Genomic DNA, 16017 nt, shown 5'->3' on the forward strand with positions numbered 1-16017 from the left:
CCTTGCTCAGGCCTTTGGCGGCTCGGCAATGGTGATGAACACGCCGTAGGGATCCTTGAAGCTGAACCAGGTCATCGTAAGATTCCCGCCAGGCTTGCGGATGATGATGTCTTTCGGCTCACAAACGACTTCGACACCTTCATAGGCACTGATCTTTTCAAATGCCTCACGGGTGTTTTCAACAAGCAGCGCCAGACGGGTAATGCCCACCTGGTTCATTAGCTCGTAAGGACCATCACCGACGATGGTGGCGGGCTTGGTGTATTCGATCAGATTGATTTCAGTGGCGTGTTTTGCATCTGCGCCTGCCGTGAGGATGTGGTGCGCATAGATACTGATTTCATCTTCGGCAAAACCCAGCAGTGGCCCGTCCGCTTCGTCGGTCCTTGTTTCAAAGGTGGAAACGAAGCCCAGCACATCACGGTAAAACTTCAGTGCCTGATCGACGTCCGGAACGGTGATGCAAACATGAAGAAGTTTTTTTACTAATGCGTTCATAACTGTTTACCGTCCGTTAATTAACCATTCCAGGCATTGGTGAGGTTGTAGCGTGTGGCCCATTGGACGTCATAGACTTTGTCGCCCCAGGTCTTGGTTTTATCTTCTCCTGCTTCCGTGCGCGCAGGGCTGTTCATCCAGGCTTCAAACTTGGCCTGATTGTCGAACTCATAAATCGTCAGGTAAGTCGGGCAAGGCTGAGTGGTCGTGCCGACGTGATAGGTCTCTTCGGCCAGCTTGAAGCGGGTGACTTTCCTGACACAATCGCCCTGCAACAACATGGGCACATGAACTTCGTCATACCAGATATTGAACTTGTCTTCGTCTTCTGCAGGACAATTGATACCCACTGTCCAGATAACCGTCTGGTCATTCATTTTTCAGCTTCCAATATGAAAAGTTGCTCTAGTCGAAAACAGCACAATGGAAATTCGGGCAAAAGAAACCCAAGACCACTCCCGTCCGAAAATCGGAAGTGGACCCGTAGTTACTATTCAGTTATTACTTTTTGGCGATGGCTTCGAAGAATCGGACTTTGCCTTCTTCACGATGACTGCGCAGCGTGTGGGTCGTCATCACCGGGTGCTGTTCATAAGCCGGCTCAGGCACATTCGGATTGCCCGTCCAGGAAATCAATCGGCAGACACGATTGCTGATGCGCCAGCCCTTGTCGGTGCGGACCAATACATCGTCGTACCAGCCACGGCCAACCCAGTCAGGACCGCCGACAGCTGAATCGCGGGAAAGCAGCCAATCGCCATAGGTCAGTGCATAGGCGGTGTCGCCATCCACGTGAACGCAGGAGCCGGTCATCGTGTGCATGTGATTGGTCAGGGTTTCGTGGAAATCCTTGAAGGCGAACTTCAACGCACCCACCGACTTCCAGACAGCGCCGGCCGGGCCGAAGTCTGCATGGGCATCTTCGGTAAACACCTCGTCCAGCAAGTCCCAGGCGTGAGCGTCCAGCGCGACGCCATAGAGGTTGATGACGTCAATAATTTCGGATTTATCTTGTGTAACACTCATTTAAAACTCTCCGTTTTGCCAGGGTAAGTAAAGTCGCAGCCAACTGGCATTTCGAAACAAACGACCTATTACTTGCAGTATTCAATGACTTCCAAGACGTTGTCGAAGGGGTCTTTGAAGGTCAGGATCTTGAATTTTCCGCCCGTTGGAGCAATCACCGTTTGTGGCTCGCAAAGGAAAACGATGTCGCCACGAGCTTTCAGCTTCTCATAGATGGCATCGGTGTTGTCCACACCAAAAGCCATGCGGTTGATACCGGCATGGTTTAACGGTGCAGAGGGGGTGGTACTGACGACGGTCTTTGGCTCAACGAACTCGATGAGATCGATGACGGTGGCGTTTTCCTTTTCCTTGCCGACGAGGTGGTCAGCATGGATTTCGATGATTTGACCCGGGAAGCCAAGGATTTCGCCGGGGGCTCTTTCGCCACGCAGTTTGCCGATGGACTCAAGTCCGAGAACATTGCAGTAAAACTCAAGTGCCGCTTCGATATCGGCAACGGTGATGCATACGTGGAACAATCTGTTGATGTAGCGATCCATGTTATTTCCTCTGCTTTCAGTTAGTAATACAAGTTAGTTAAACACTGGGGTAAAACTTTTAATGCTTCATACATCTAATTCGAAACAGCCGGGTTCGACGCTGCGTTATGCAAGCAACGAGAACAAGCCCATCTCAAAACTGCAAAATTTATTACTGCTGAACAGTCTGTAAAGGCGCCTCTTTCACCAGCAGAAAAGCAACGAGGGCTGCCAAACTCGGCGCGGCCATGCAAACCAGGATGACCGGAACACTGATGCCTGCGGCCAACATGAAACCGGCAATTGCAGGGCCAATGATCGGCCCTACCCGGCCAATGGCGTAAATCACGCCCATGGCCGACGAACGAAAACTCAAGGGATACAGCGACCCGACATAGGGCAATAAAATGCAGGTCGCGCCCATTGCCGCAAATCCGGCGAAAAACATACAGATCAATGCGCCAACCGGGTCCTGGATCACGCCAATCAGGGAAATCGAAACAAATAGAACGGGCATGTAAATGGCGAACACTTTCCTGTATCCCATTCGGCCTGCCATCCATCCGGCCAAGGGCGTGGAAATGAAGTTGCTGCAGGTGAACACCAAGATGAAAGACACACCGGTGGTCAGCGAGTACCCGCGTTGAACCATCAGTTGCGCGATCCAGGTGGTCAGGGTGACCGCAATCATCATGATGCAGAGCATGCCAATACCCAGAAACACCGTGTTGCGCCCGTAGCCGCCTTGAAACAGACTTTTCAGCGGCACCTTGGCGGCCAGTGGCTCTTTCAGTACGTATTCGTCGTTGTCGGCGCAAACAAACTGTGGATCTGCTTTTACCAAAATCCTGCGAATGCCTTCGTTTTTGCCCTTTTTCACCAGGATCGACATCGATTCAGGCAGCCATACAAATGCGACGGGCACCAGAACGATGCAAACGAAGGTTCCGAGTAATATCGCCCTCCATCCAACGGTGGCCAGAAACGCCATCGAGAGCAACGCAGACAACAGCACGCCCACCGAGATGCCCGTATACGACACACTGGAGACCATCGCTTTCCACTTGCCCGGCGTGTATTCGAAGACCAGCGCCACGGCAATCGGCACGATACCTGCCAGGCCGAAACCAGCGATGAAGCGGTAGATGGCGAAATCAACGGTTCCCTGAGCCAGGCCGCAGGCTGCCGTGAAGGTGATAAACACGGTCATGCCGATCAGCATCATCCTCTTGCGACCAATGGCATCCGCCGCTATGCCAAAGATGATGGCGCCTCCCACGGCCCCGATATGCCCGACGCTTGCCAGGATCCCCGCCTCGGCAGGACCCATTTTCATGTCGGCCATGATGGCTGGAAGCAACGTGCCGAACAGCGCACTGTCGATCCCGTCAAACACGATCGCAAGAAAGCAGATCACCGCTACTTGCAAGCTGAAGGAGTTGAATCGGCTGCCTTCAATGACATCCGTGACGTTGACCTGGGCGCGGCCCGATAACTGAGCGCTCATTAAATGCGTCATGGCAGGCATCTCTCATATACCAGTTTTTCAGTTTGACCCGCAGGGATAGGAGCTGATGCTGCAGGCTGGGGCGCTGCATTGGTCGTCTCGACAATTGAACCTTCCCGAGCGCCGGGCAGCAGAAAGCGCGCCAAGGCCGGTATCAGTACCAACGCACCGAGCATGTTCCACAAGAACATGAACGCAAGCAGCAGCCCCATGTCAGCCTGGAACTTGATGCTGGAGAAATGCCAAGTCGCGACCGCTGCCGCCAGGGTCACCCCGGTTAGCAACACCACCCGGCCGGTGAACTGCAAAGCCGTGGCGTAGGCTTGTTTCAACGTGGCGCCGGCACGCATGCGGGCCAGGGTCACGCTGAGCACGTACAACGCGTAATCCACGCCTATGCCCACGCCCAGCGCAATCACCGGCAGGGTGGCAACCTTCACGCCCATTCCCAGGGCCACCATTAGCGCCTCGGCCAAAATAGATGTGAGCATCAGCGGCAGCATGGCCACCAGCACCGCCCGCCAGGAGCGGAAGGTGATGAAGCACAGCAGCGCCACAGCCCCGTAGACCATGAACAGCATCTGGTACCAAGCCTTGTGCACCACGATGTTGGTGGTGGCATCGATCCCCGCCGAGCCGGCCGCGAGTAGGAAGGTAGCGTCCTTGTCATTGTTTTTCGCGGCGAAGCGCTCGACCAGGTCGACCACCTGCTGCAGGGTTTCGGCGCGGTGGTCACGCAGATAGGCGTACACCGTCAGCAGGTTGCATTCTTCGTTGTACAGTTCACGCGGTGCCCGGGCGGTGATGGTATTGAGCATGTTCTGGTTGCCCGGCAAGTCGTACCACAGCGGACTGCCCTCGTTCATGCCAACCATAAGGCGCCGCTGCAGCCGCGCAATCGACTGGGTGGACTCCACACCGGGCAAATCCATCAGCTCCCATTCGAGCTGGTCGACCCGACGTAGTACATCGTACTGACTGCAGTTGCCTTCAGACGTCTTGACCATGACAGCAAAGAGGTCATTGCTGGCACCGTAGTTTTTAGTCAGATAGTTCACGTCGCGGTTGTAACGCGAATCGGCTTGCAGTTCCGGAGCCCCAGGGTCGAGGTCGCCGACTTTCAGCTGGGTGCCGATGGCAACGCCCATCACCGCCAGAACCGCCGCCACGACTATCGCCAGCGTTGCGCGTCGGCCCTCGGTGAAGCTGACCAGCCAGATGAAGAAGGCACTGCTCTCCCCCGCCGCGTTGGCCGCTTCCCGGCGCACGGCCCTCTCGGCTGCTTTACGGCTGACACCCACGTAGCTCAAGAGCACGGGCAGCAGGATCAAGTTGGAAATCACCAGCACCAGCACGCCCAGGCTAGCGGCGATGGCCAGTTCGCGGATAACCGGAATGTCGACCATCAGCAGCACCGCGAAGCCTACGGCGTCAGCCAGCAGCGCGGTGAGGCCGGCGAGGAACAGGCGCCTGAAGGTATAGCGGGCCGCCACATAGCGATGTGTCCCGCGCCCGATGTCCTGCAGGATGCCGTTCATTTTCTGCGCACCATGGCTGATACCGATGGCGAAGATCAGAAAAGGTACCAGCATGGTATAGGGGTTCAACGAATACCCCAGCAGCGGCAGCAAGCCCAGTTGCCACAGCACGCCGGTCACAGAGGTAATCACCACTAGCGAGGTGCTGATCACGTCGCGGTTGTACAGGAACACCATCGCGGCACAGATGACCAGGGCGATGAAGAAGAACCCGATCACCTCCTGCATGCCATCCATGAGGTCGCCGGACAGCTTGGCAAAGCCGGTGATGTGAATCGCCACCTCGTCGCTGCTGTACTTGGCGCGCAGCTGCTCCAGTTGCTCGGACAGGGCCGCATAGTCCAGCGGCGTGCCGGAAGCATCGTGCTCCAGCAGCGGCACCTGGATGACAGTGGAACCGCCGTTGGCCGCAACCAACTGGCCAATTTCGCCCGAGCGCTGCACGTTCATGCGCAACTCTTCGAGTTTGGCCGGCGAGCCGTCATAGTGCGCAGGGATCACCTGGCCGCCGTCCAGGCCATCCTCGGTCACTGCAGTCCAGCGCACGTTGGGCGTCCACAGTGATTTCATGAAAGCGCGATCCACGCCCTGCAACATGAACACGGCATCGTTGATCTGACGCAGCGTTTCCAGATAGCTCGCGTTGTAGATGTCGCCCTTGCGTGCTTCTACCGCGATCTTTACCGAGTTACCCAGGCCGGTGAGCTCTTTCTTGTGCTCTAGGTAGTGGGTGATGTAAGGGTGAGCGGTTGGAATAGTCTTTTCGAAGCTGGCATTGAGCTTCAGGCTCAACGCGCTGACGCCGAGCATGATGGTGACCAGTACGCACAGCAACAGCACCAGTATGCGGTGGTTGAACACGGCGCGTTCCAGCCGGGAGCCAGAGCGCGGGTCAAAGTCTTCGAGCCGGCAATCCGCGGTCTCGGTAGGTGTCACAGTGGTCATGTCGTTGGACTCTTGTTGTGGCGCGTCGCGGGATCAATGAATTGCATGTCGTCAGCCAAGCCGGGCAACCCCGCCCAGGCTGGTGGCAACAAGACCACCGTCTGCGGCTTCGACCAGTGAAGTCAGAGGATCGCGTCGCGCGAGCGGCTGCTCGGCGAAGTGCGCACCACCGTCGCGACTGGCCAGGACTCGTCCGCCCTGCGCCAGCAGAATCACCCGACCATCGCGCAGTTGCACACTGGACAGGATCGTCAAGGGTGCCGACAGCTCGATCGGGCTGACAGCCGTGCTGCCTGGCGCGATGCGGCAAGCCGCGCCCAACAGGCCGGCGAAGACAAAACCGCCCTCCTGCGTGGCTGTAGCAGTGAACAGGGTGCGTCCGGAAGGCGAAGCCAGTGACTGGAAGCTGGCGCCGTCGTCGCCGCTGCGCATCAGCACGCCCTGCTCGCCGGCCACCACCCAGGTCTTGTCATGCCGGGCAACCGTGTACAGATGCAGGCTCATGGGATTGGGCAGACGATCCCGGCAAGGCGTCCAAGTCTTGCCGCCGTCGTCAGTGATGGCCGCCAAACCGAAGGCGCCCACCACCATTCCGCGCCGGGCGTCGGCAAAGCAAATCGACAGCAAGGGCTTGTCCGCGCCGTCATCCATCAGGCGCTGGGCCTCCTGGATGCTTCGTTCGCGATCTGAATCGGCAACCGGCAAGCCTTGGGCCTGCACCAGGGCGGCCTGAGCAAGCGCCACCCCGTTTGTCTGCAGCGACCAGCTTTCGCCTCCGTCAGAGGTATGCAACACAACACCACTGTGGCCAGCGATCCAACCCTGACGAGCATCGGCGAAGCTCGCCGAAGTCAGGGTCACGCTGACCGGCACACGGGCCTGGCGCCACTGGCGCCCACCGTCGTCAGACAGCACGACCATGCCGCGCTCACCGATCGCCACCAGCCGATCACCGGCCAGGACCACCCGGGTCAGCACAGCGCGTGCTGCCCTAGGGGTCATAGTGGCAGGTTCGCGCAGCGGCCCACTCAGGGCTGCCGAGGCGAACGCCACTGTGGTGGACGCCATGGTCGGGGCCAGCAGCATTTGCAGACCCAGGCCCATGCCCAGCAGCAACAGCCCCCGACGCGACCCGTCGACGCCTTCATTGTTGTTATTGTTATTCATACCGGTTATCTCATCAGATTCATTGTTCAAGCGAGATACAGTTTTTAGCGCACGCCTTCTCCAGCAAGGGCTTCGGGAGTGAAGATCCGGTCTGGCAACGAGGCTTTAAGGTTGACTTGTTGTTCACGAGGGAAATAAGCGGACGCGAAGTAGCCACCGCCGATCAGGTCGTAGGACATGTAGCCTGCAACGATGGTGCCCGGCGCCCCAGGGAACACTGTTGGCAAGTTATAAGTGACCTTCCAGAGTTGCCCCTGGGCGTCCCAACGCTCGCCCGCGGCAGCAATCCAGGTGTCTTCATCAAGATACACACGCACTCTTGGAACCACATGACGCTGACCTTGCTTGAGTGTGCCCTCCACCACCCACACCCGATGCTGCTCGAAGCGCACGAAATCAGGATTCACGGTCTGCGCTGTCATGAGCTGGTCGAGCGACGCTGCCTGGTGGTAACTATTGGTGTTGTATGGCACGTACATTTCTTTCTTGCCCACCAGCTTCCAGTCGTAACGGCCGATGGAAGAGGAGTACACCTCGACCTCGTCGAAATTCAGGATGCCGCCTGCCACCGGGCTGGGCACGTCGCAGCAGGTCAGCGGTAGACGACGAACACGCCGCTGGCCGGTCAGGTACACCCAGGTTTTGGACTCGATGTCGTTGATGTTGACGCGCTGCAGGAGAATCTCTCCGGCGCGGATGGGCGGACCAGAGGTGTCTACACGGCGCACTACGATGTTGGAACCAGCGGTTTGCCATTTTTCCAGGTTGCTGTTCGGGTCGTAGTACGGGAACGAGCTCTTGGCCACGTTCTGCGAAACCGGGATTACCTTGCCCTCAGGAGTAACGCGAGCCAGGCTAGGCGCCGTTTGGTAACCAGGGCTCGTCCATCTCAGCAGATGATTCCAGATCGCCTCTTCGCCGTTCTTCGGGATTGGGAACGGGGTACCGCCGAAGGCACCCTTGGGGAAAGGACCGAGCTCACCAGTTGGGTCTATCGTCGCCCGGGTAGCGTTCGCAAATGTGTTGTCATACACCCATTGTGGCGCCGCCGCGGTGCGCCGGGTCGGGAATACCTGGACCTTGAAGTTCGGGAACCGTTTCAACAGTCCCATCGTGCCTTCGGTCAACTTGTCCGCATACTGCGCAGCGTTCTGCGCTGTGATGGTCAGCAGCGGCTTGTCCTTAGCGAACAGGTCGGGAATCGCCGGCGAGGTGTACGAGGCATCCGCCGGATAACCGCCGTCCCACGCCGGAATGGTGCCATCCTTGTTGCCGGCACGCTCTGCGCCCAGCGGAGTCAGGGTGGTCTTGAGTTTGGCCGCTTCGTCAGCCGAAACAGCGGCCTGGACAGTCGGCGCCGCCAGAGTGGCGCACGCCAGGGCAAGCAAAGTCATGCGAGTGAAAATAGTCATGTTGTTTTCCCTTAGAAGGTGCGACGCAGCGACGCTGAAACGAAATCACGATCTTTCAAGGTCTGGGCGAAGGTGAACGTGCCGTTTACGGTGGGATCGATGGACGAATACGTGGCGGTGTTTTCGGCACCGTAGTAGTGGGTGTAGGCCATCGAGAAATCCCAAACGCTCAGATAGTTGCCGGCAAGCGTGAGGGTCATGTCCCCGCCATCGTTGGGGCCCATGATCACTACGGGTGACTTGCCATGGTTGTATCCAACGGTGAAGGATGGGGTAAGGTCCAAGCCGTCCATCACGTTGCGCTGCGGTATTGAAAATAACCCTCGCACTGCTTCCGCGTGTCGATCCAACCCTGGGTCCATGGCAGTGCAGTTGCTAGTGCAACTGGTCCGCTCGTTATAGGCCACTTCCATGCTGAAACTAGGTTCGTCGGACAGGAAGTTACGCGGCATAGTCCAGATCATGGACACGTTGGCATGGGCCGTATTGCCGATGGCATAAAACGCGTGGTTGTTGTTGTCCGCCTCCTTATTTCCAACTTCCACCGGCAGGCTGGTCAGCGGCGTGTCGCGGCGCACAGAGAGCTCGCCGGCGAAGTTGACCGTGTCCACGGTGGTGGTGGCACTGACACCGAACGCCTTGATGTCCTCTGGATAAACCCACTGGTACGTCCCGATCCCAGCACCGACAACGTTGGTCCGCCCCGCATGGGAATAAAGCACAGGCGTCTTGGCGTGGAAACGGATCGCATACAGGCCAAATTCCCAATCGCCCAACTGAGAGCGCAAGCCAAGACCAAACTGGCCGTCATCGCTGGCCTTGATATCTTGCCCGCGTGACAAACCAAGACCAGGCACACCGGGCGCGACACGAATACGCTCACCACCCTCGCCAATGAAGTCGTTCACCGAGAAGTAACTGCCGGCTGCAGGCAGGCGGGTCTTTTCCCAATCGTATTGGTAGTAACCCATCACGGTCAGCTCTGGTGAAAACTGGATTTGGCCCGAGAATTGGCCCACCGGCATGATGATTTCTTTGGTGGTGGAGCCTGGCACCGAGGACGCCTTGATCACATCCACTGGAGACTGGGTACCGGCAATGGCGTTGGCGCCGAAGAACAGGCTCTCGCCCCAGAGCACCGTGTGCTGGCCCAGACGGCCGCTCGCGCGGGCTGTGCCGATGTCCGCGCCACCAAAGACAAAGGCGTCCAGGAGCTCAGCCTTGCGGCCGTGCAGATCGCGGGTGTCATCGGTGAATTCGTTGTATGGCACCGACAGCGAGTTGTTGGTCGCCGGAGAGTTGTTGTCATTCTTATGGTTGTAGACGTCGTCATACCATGCCGCACCGCTTACACGCAGACCGTAATCTTGGTGTATGACCAAGTCCATCTCGGACAGCAGATCGAGTCGGTTAGAAATGAGTCGGCCGCTTTTGAAGTTGCGGTCGCCGTCATCCCCGTTAAGTGCCGCAGGGCCAGCACCGCTAGTGCGCGTAGGGGGAACGAACTGGATGAGCTTGTCATCTGGGTTCTCGACACGCATACCGGCGGAGTATTTGACCGTGTTATCCCAGCGCAGCTTGATGTCGGGATTGCCAACGTCAATCGGTGCCGCGAGTGAAGTGCCAGCAGCCAGCAGACTGGTCGCAACCACCACGGATCGAATGCTTTGGCGGTACAGAACGTCTTGCGGTGCTGCAAATCTTATTTTTATTATTTGCATTATTGCTACCTAGAGAGATTGTGTGACGCATGAACTCCGGTTGCTGATTGGCCAGTTGCATGAACATCGGCCAGTCACAGCGACCCACAAGAAATACCTCCCATGATGTGTGGCACCGGCTTGAGTTCATGCACGAGCGAATCGTTGTGCAGGCAACACAGAGTCGTGGTTTGAGATTGATTTGTTATCCTCAGCCCTGACTGTGTTTCTGTGTTGGCCCGAGTATATGCAGCCCCTTTTCGGCATGAACAATGATAAAACCCGCTGCACCGCAGCCAGAAAACTGATGGTTGAGTCAGGCCGCTTGTTCTGCAGGGGGAGGAGCAAACACCCACGTCTGCACCTGCCTGATTGGCGTATTAATTGGCAGAATTGCGGCGGGAAATATGGGCGTTCGCTAGCGCTCAGTGCGCCATTGCAGCGTCACCGGACCGAAGGCAGTTCACAGGTGCAGGCGTTGAGCGAGCGGATGGATATGACGCAAACAACAAAGCTTCAATGACTTTCGGGGACCACTCCTTCGTCACGAGCGGAAGTCAGGTGCATCGCCATTTTGTCGAACAGCAGCTTTACCCGCGTCAGTTCCAGTCGGGCAGTCGGCACCATGATTTTCACCCAGCGTTCCACCAGGGCGAATTCCTCCAGCACAGGCACCAGCTGCCCGGCCTGCAGCGCATCGGCAACAATCGGCAGTGCCAGTTGAATAATCCCGTGGCCATCGCGAGCGGCGGCGCACAAGTAGCCCTCGTCATTGGTGATGAGGACTGGGCGCACGTCCACCTCTATGCGTCCCTCTGGCGAGTTGAATCCCCAGATGGACCCGGCCAGGGAAAACGTCAGGCAAGGGTGATGGATCAAGTCGCGGGGATGCAACAAGGGTTCACAGCGAGCGAGATAGGCCGGCGCTGCGCACAGTAGCCGCGGAAAAGGCCGGATGACCTGCTCGACGACGTCCGGATAGGTCATCTGGTCCATCCCGACCGAGATATCGAAGCCCTCCTCCGCCGGATTGCCGCCCCGGTCAGACGCGATGATCTCCAGCTGGACCAGCGGATGCTGCGCGCGGTAACGGATGAACAGATCACCCAGACCCTGCCGGATCAGAACGGCCGGGGCCTTGATTCTGATCGGCCCTTCGATGGTGCCGGGGTTGAGGATCGCTCCGCTGACCATGTCGCTGTAGGACCGCAGCAGCTGCCGTGCGTGGGTAAGGTAACTCTGCCCCGTGTCGGTCAGCGTCAGGCGCCGGGTCGAGCGGTCGAAGAAGGTCGTCTTGAAATCCCACTCGAGCTCGTCGACCCGCTTCATGATGACGGAGGGCGAGGTATGCAAGGTACGCGCGGCGGCAGAGAAGTTACCGGTGTCAGCGGTCACGACGAAAGCCTTCAGCTTCAACAGCATGTCCATGGTGCAGCGCTCGAAATCAGGTGAGGAGTTCAGACTCGACGGCGCGACGGATTTCGACCTTCGACCACAGGCGGTCGTGGTGTGCCTGGCAAGCTGGACCCAGCGAACCGATTCCATTGAGCACACACCAGTGCTCGAGATAGAAAAGTGCAAAGTCCGCGATGGTCATTTTCTCGAATAACCAATCTTTGCCATTGATCTGTCGTTCTGCCCGGTCGAGACCGGCCTGGAATATTTTCAGGCCCTGCGCCCTTACAGCCGCGTGGTCTGATTCGCTCGGCGTGAATTTCTCCGGCCGGCGAGCGCGAGTGTAGCCTTGCATGTGCACGGTAGATACCAAATATTCGAGCATTTCCAACACACGAATTTCGCCTTCGGTATCCGTCGGGATCAGCTCTCTTTCGGGATTCGTGCGCGCGAGATAGAGCGCGATCACCGGGAACTCGGTGAGCAGCGATCCGTCATCGCGAATCAGCGCCGGGACTTTGCCCTTGGGATTGATCTGCGTGTAAGCCTCGAACTCCGGCGTTCCCGGGCGCGCTGCCTTCTCGATTTCGAACGGCTTGCCAATTTCAGCGAGCAAGGCATGGATGCCGATCTGGCAGGCACCGGGCAAAAAATACAATTTCATAAAACACTCCAGAAGTGATGGGGAATGGGTTACTCAGACGATGAAGGTTTCCAGCACACCGATACCGTCGACGCCCGCTTCCACCCGGTCGCCAGGCTTGAGGTACCACTGGCGTGGATCGGGCTTGTGGTGCAGCGCCACACCTTCAGGTGTACCTGTGCTGATCAGGTCGCCGGGGACCAGGCCGAAACGCGACCAGAACGCGACCATTTCCGGAAAACCAAAGATCAGGTCTCGGCAGTCGGAGTGCTGGCGCAGTTCGCCATTGACCTTCAGCCACAGCACCAGGCCAGTGGGGTCCGGCACCGCGTCGGCGGTAAGGATGTAGGGGCCGATCGGGCCAAAGCCAGGAAAGTTCTTCCCGAGCATGATCATGCCGTTCTGCATCTCGCTAAGCTGCCATTCGCGCGCCGACAGGTCGTTGAAAATGGTGTAGCCGAAGATCGCGCTGGCGGGATCGACTTCGCTTCGCGCATCAATCGACTTGCCCAACACCAGGGCGATCTCCACTTCGTAGTCGAAATCGAGCACATCGTCGGGCCGCTTAACCGGGCTTTTGTGGGGGACCAGGGTGCGCCCCAACTTGACGAAGCCGGTGGGGAAGTCGCTGTGCAACTTGCTGGCGTTGGCGGTATCGCCCTTCATCGACTCCAGCTTGTGCCGGCCAAAGTTGCGGCCTGCGCAGAACATCGACTTCGCTGGCACAGGCGTCAGCCACTCAACGCAAGCAGGGTCATCCATCCAGGCGGGATCCTGGCGCTCTGCCGCCCAGGCGAGCAACTCGCGCGTGGCGTCCATCGCCGCTGCGCCGCCCTCGATCAGGGCCATCACCGACGTCGGCGTACCCGGACCACCCCCGGCGGTGGCAGCCCTGGCAACATCAACCAGCAGTTCACGGCCCGACACGGAGCTAACGATGCCGAGCCGCTCGGGGCCGGCAGCAGATTGATAGCGGGCGATTTTCATGCAGCGAGCCTTGCCAGCAGGTGCTTCAACAGCTGCACTTCGCTCGGGTCCAGATTGCCTTGAACATCGGCCTCGCTCGACTTGCGTATGGCAATCAATTCCAGGACTGAAAGACGTCCCTCAGGGGTCAACCTGATTGCCACATGCCCATCGCTGGAGTCGACCTCGTGCAGCAAGCCACGCTCGATGAGCTTGTGAACAATCGCAGCGGAAATCCCCTGGCCACGAACTTTTTCGCTGCGCGCAACGATCTCCGGTACGCACAGACCGTCCTCACGACCAATGATGCTGAGCACCGCGTACTCTTCTGCCGTCCACTGCCGGGATTCAAGTTTTTCAATCACGGTCTGCCGGGTCTGGAAGTAGGCGTTAGACACCTGATACAACAAATCATCGGGGGTGAGGTTGCTGAACTCATCAACCGAGGTCACGGGTTGCTTAGGCAACAACATGCCATAGCGCCCGCCGTGGAAGACCAGGGGTTTACGCGCAGAATGGCTGAAATCGACAATCTCGCCGACAAAGATGACGTGATCGCCACCCTCGTATTGATAAGCCAGCTTGCACGCGAAGCGGGCCATGCACTCCTTGAGCATTGGAATACCGTCCGGTCCCCGATCAAGCGCCAGCCCCTCGAACCGGTCTATGCCCTTGCTCGCAAAGCGCCCCGACAGTGCCTCCTGATCGGCCGAGAGGATATGCACGGCGAAATGCCCGCTGTTGCGAAAAGCATCCATGTTCAAGGAGGTCCGCGCCAGGCTCCAGAGCACCATCGGCGGGTCCAGGGACACCGAGGAAAAGCTGTTGGCGGTCAAACCGATGTCCACGCCGCCTGGCCCGGCGGTGGTGACGATTGTCACGCCGGTGGCGAACGAGCCGAAAGCGTCACGCAAGGCTCGGCCGTCGAAGGCTGGGCCAGCCTTGGCAGGCTCTGTTTGGGTTGCTGTGTGAGTCGTCATGTTGAATGCCTCCAGTCTTCTTGTTATCAATACCGCCGCGCTGCGAAGGGCCACCGAAGTGGCCCCCGGCGCTACTACTTGTTGCTGGCGGCCCTGACCCGGGCTTTGTCCGCCAGGTAGGTTTCCAGCGTCACCAGCGGGCCGCGTTCGTGATCCAGCTCCTTGGTCGCAATACCGCTGAACGCAGTGGTCTCGTTGAACCAGGCTTCCTGGGGTGGCAGGCCCCAGCGCAAGGACAAGCCGGGCTTGCGCACATCCCAGGCGACAGGCTCGACCTCGATATCGATCAGCAGATAGTGATCACAGAACAACTCCACGCGATGGCCATCGGGATCGCGCAGATAAACGAACAACACACCCGCCGGGCCATGCCGGCCAGGCCCCCGCTCCACCACATCGCCCATGCCCAGATTGCCGGCGATATCGCAGGCGCGCAGGATGCTGTGGGAATCGGACACGGTGTAGGCAAAGTGATGCAAACGCGGGCCCGGATTTTCCAGGAAAACGATGTCCTGGGTGCCCGGTTTGCGGAACATGAACGTCGCAATCAACTTCTCGTCCAGGGCCATGTATTCGGAAATGCGGAAACCCATTTCTGCATAGAAGTCGGTCTGTTCCTGCACATTCGGAACCTGGATCTGATAGTGGTCGAAGCGCATCGCCGCGCCGCCCTTGAAGTCCTGGAACTGCGTGTACACACGGGGCGTGGTGGTCATGGTGGCGCAGAGCTGCACCGGGGTTCCGGCAGGGTCGTTGACCAGTAGCGTGCGACCCTGGTGTGGCACTTCGATCCAGCGCGCGGGCAGGCCTTTGGAGCGGTAGAAGTGTTCCGCCTTATCCAGCTCCTCTTCGGTGTAAACGCGAAAGCCGATCGCTTCGGCTTCATGGTTGTCGTTCTTGCGCTTGATCACTAGGCTGTGGTGGCACACTTCCTCCAGACCGCGGAAATAGAGGGTGTCGGCATCGCGTTCGGTCAGGACCAGGCCAATCACTTGCTCGTAAAAATCGCGGCTGGCTTCCAGGTCGCGCGAGGTGATAACCGCGTGGCTCGAGCGGGTGATGTTGAACGGTGGGTAGTAGACGGGTTTTGGCAGTGGCATGTTAAGTCTCCTGGTGTCTATTCAGAGCCGAGTGAAATCGGCCTCGTTGCTCAATTCGAGGGGGCCAGTCAACCGACCGGTCATGTTGTACCAACCAATATTGAACAGCAGCGCGACGCTCTGCTTTGGGCCGAGTCGGTGGTAAACATCTTCCCAGACCCCGGTACTGACCTGCGCTGGCGCCCGGGTCGCATCCCGTGCCAGGCGCAGGACCGCCTTCTCGAGCTCGGAGAACAGCGGGCTCTTTTCAAAATCCCAAAGCGCAAGCATTTGCTCCTTCGAGACGCCTTCCTTGATGGCCCGATTCCAATGAGGATCGTGTTCGTAATTCGTGCCCATGGTCTGGCACGCCATCACGATGGCCATCTCGCGCAATTTGGGATCGATGCCCTGGCCCTGGCGAACGGCGTCAGCCATGGGAATGAACACTTCGAGGATGTCTGGGCAGATGGCCAGGGTTCGAAAGATCTGCGCGTTGGGGGCATGACCGCGCTTTTCCCGCAGCACTGCAAATGCTTCGGGTTCTTCGTCCGGGGTTGGCAGGTGAATACGAGGCATAAGGAACTCCGCACATTATTATTCGATGTCGGCTGCCGCAGCGTGGCTATTACAACGGCTG

The 16017-nt window shown here is 58.4% G+C and carries 15 protein-coding genes; all 15 read right to left on the bottom strand.

Annotated features, from left to right (window positions below):
• Positions 1-6: 6 nt before the first annotated feature.
• Positions 7-498: a VOC family protein gene (locus AC3ISI_RS17620; RefSeq protein WP_489333091.1), complete on the bottom strand. Its 492-nt coding sequence runs from the start codon at positions 496-498 to the stop codon at positions 7-9.
• Positions 499-518: 20 nt separating this feature from the next.
• Entirely contained in the window at positions 519-875 is a 357-nt protein-coding gene (locus tag AC3ISI_RS17625; RefSeq protein ID WP_489333092.1) for a DUF4286 family protein, read from the bottom strand.
• A 124-nt stretch (positions 876-999) separates the two neighbouring features.
• Positions 1000-1524: a nuclear transport factor 2 family protein gene (locus AC3ISI_RS17630; RefSeq protein WP_282481673.1), complete on the bottom strand. Its 525-nt coding sequence runs from the start codon at positions 1522-1524 to the stop codon at positions 1000-1002.
• A gap of 68 nt (positions 1525-1592) precedes the next feature.
• Positions 1593-2066, bottom strand: a complete 474-nt coding sequence (locus AC3ISI_RS17635) for a VOC family protein (protein ID WP_007947356.1) — start codon at positions 2064-2066, stop codon at positions 1593-1595.
• A 151-nt stretch (positions 2067-2217) separates the two neighbouring features.
• Positions 2218-3552, bottom strand: a complete 1335-nt coding sequence (locus AC3ISI_RS17640) for an MFS transporter (RefSeq protein ID WP_489333093.1) — start codon at positions 3550-3552, stop codon at positions 2218-2220.
• 8 nt (positions 3553-3560) lie between these two features.
• Positions 3561-6035: an efflux RND transporter permease subunit gene (locus AC3ISI_RS17645; RefSeq protein WP_489333094.1), complete on the bottom strand. Its 2475-nt coding sequence runs from the start codon at positions 6033-6035 to the stop codon at positions 3561-3563.
• A gap of 51 nt (positions 6036-6086) precedes the next feature.
• The gene (locus AC3ISI_RS17650; RefSeq protein WP_489333095.1) at positions 6087-7202 is read right to left on the bottom strand and encodes a WD40/YVTN/BNR-like repeat-containing protein; all 1116 of its coding nucleotides are present in this window, start codon (positions 7200-7202) and stop codon (positions 6087-6089) included.
• Between the two features lie 44 nt (positions 7203-7246).
• Positions 7247-8614 (bottom strand): DUF1329 domain-containing protein, encoded by a 1368-nt coding sequence (locus AC3ISI_RS17655; RefSeq protein WP_489333096.1) that lies wholly within the window; start codon positions 8612-8614, stop codon positions 7247-7249.
• Between the two features lie 11 nt (positions 8615-8625).
• Positions 8626-10335, bottom strand: coding sequence for a DUF1302 domain-containing protein (locus AC3ISI_RS17660; RefSeq protein WP_489333097.1), 1710 nt, complete (start codon positions 10333-10335; stop codon positions 8626-8628).
• 495 nt (positions 10336-10830) lie between these two features.
• Positions 10831-11742, bottom strand: coding sequence for a LysR family transcriptional regulator (locus AC3ISI_RS17665; RefSeq protein ID WP_489333098.1), 912 nt, complete (start codon positions 11740-11742; stop codon positions 10831-10833).
• 16 nt (positions 11743-11758) lie between these two features.
• Positions 11759-12373: a glutathione S-transferase family protein gene (locus AC3ISI_RS17670; protein WP_489333099.1), complete on the bottom strand. Its 615-nt coding sequence runs from the start codon at positions 12371-12373 to the stop codon at positions 11759-11761.
• Between the two features lie 33 nt (positions 12374-12406).
• On the bottom strand, positions 12407-13339 hold the full coding sequence (locus tag AC3ISI_RS17675; RefSeq protein WP_489333100.1) for a fumarylacetoacetate hydrolase family protein: 933 nt from the start codon (positions 13337-13339) through the stop codon (positions 12407-12409).
• Positions 13336-14298, bottom strand: a complete 963-nt coding sequence (locus AC3ISI_RS17680) for a flavin reductase (protein ID WP_489333101.1) — start codon at positions 14296-14298, stop codon at positions 13336-13338. Before AC3ISI_RS17680 ends, AC3ISI_RS17675 begins: the two co-directional genes overlap by 4 nt.
• A 74-nt stretch (positions 14299-14372) precedes the next feature.
• Positions 14373-15398, bottom strand: coding sequence for a VOC family protein (locus AC3ISI_RS17685; protein ID WP_489333102.1), 1026 nt, complete (start codon positions 15396-15398; stop codon positions 14373-14375).
• 21 nt (positions 15399-15419) lie between these two features.
• Positions 15420-15956 (bottom strand): carboxymuconolactone decarboxylase family protein, encoded by a 537-nt coding sequence (locus AC3ISI_RS17690; RefSeq protein ID WP_007947368.1) that lies wholly within the window; start codon positions 15954-15956, stop codon positions 15420-15422.
• Positions 15957-16017: the final 61 nt, after the last annotated feature.

It is taken from the genome of Pseudomonas sp. GL_139_B (assembly GCF_057834475.1).

Excerpts from the sequence above, each read along its gene's own strand:
- AC3ISI_RS17665 (WP_489333098.1), bottom strand. The coding sequence starts at position 11,742 with ATGGACATGCTGTTGAAGCTGAAGGCTTTCGTCGTGACCGCTGACACC.
- AC3ISI_RS17645 (WP_489333094.1), bottom strand. The coding sequence starts at position 6,035 with ATGACCACTGTGACACCTACCGAGACCGCGGATTGCCGGCTCGAAGAC.
- AC3ISI_RS17625 (WP_489333092.1), bottom strand. The coding sequence starts at position 875 with ATGAATGACCAGACGGTTATCTGGACAGTGGGTATCAATTGTCCTGCA.
- AC3ISI_RS17680 (WP_489333101.1), bottom strand. The coding sequence starts at position 14,298 with ATGACGACTCACACAGCAACCCAAACAGAGCCTGCCAAGGCTGGCCCA.
- AC3ISI_RS17685 (WP_489333102.1), bottom strand. The coding sequence starts at position 15,398 with ATGCCACTGCCAAAACCCGTCTACTACCCACCGTTCAACATCACCCGC.
- AC3ISI_RS17690 (WP_007947368.1), bottom strand. The coding sequence starts at position 15,956 with ATGCCTCGTATTCACCTGCCAACCCCGGACGAAGAACCCGAAGCATTT.
- AC3ISI_RS17650 (WP_489333095.1), bottom strand. The coding sequence starts at position 7,202 with ATGAATAACAATAACAACAATGAAGGCGTCGACGGGTCGCGTCGGGGG.
- AC3ISI_RS17620 (WP_489333091.1), bottom strand. The coding sequence starts at position 498 with ATGAACGCATTAGTAAAAAAACTTCTTCATGTTTGCATCACCGTTCCG.
- AC3ISI_RS17630 (WP_282481673.1), bottom strand. The coding sequence starts at position 1,524 with ATGAGTGTTACACAAGATAAATCCGAAATTATTGACGTCATCAACCTC.
- AC3ISI_RS17655 (WP_489333096.1), bottom strand. The coding sequence starts at position 8,614 with ATGACTATTTTCACTCGCATGACTTTGCTTGCCCTGGCGTGCGCCACT.
- AC3ISI_RS17670 (WP_489333099.1), bottom strand. The coding sequence starts at position 12,373 with ATGAAATTGTATTTTTTGCCCGGTGCCTGCCAGATCGGCATCCATGCC.
- AC3ISI_RS17635 (WP_007947356.1), bottom strand. The coding sequence starts at position 2,066 with ATGGATCGCTACATCAACAGATTGTTCCACGTATGCATCACCGTTGCC.
- AC3ISI_RS17675 (WP_489333100.1), bottom strand. The coding sequence starts at position 13,339 with ATGAAAATCGCCCGCTATCAATCTGCTGCCGGCCCCGAGCGGCTCGGC.
- AC3ISI_RS17660 (WP_489333097.1), bottom strand. The coding sequence starts at position 10,335 with ATGCAAATAATAAAAATAAGATTTGCAGCACCGCAAGACGTTCTGTAC.
- AC3ISI_RS17640 (WP_489333093.1), bottom strand. The coding sequence starts at position 3,552 with ATGAGCGCTCAGTTATCGGGCCGCGCCCAGGTCAACGTCACGGATGTC.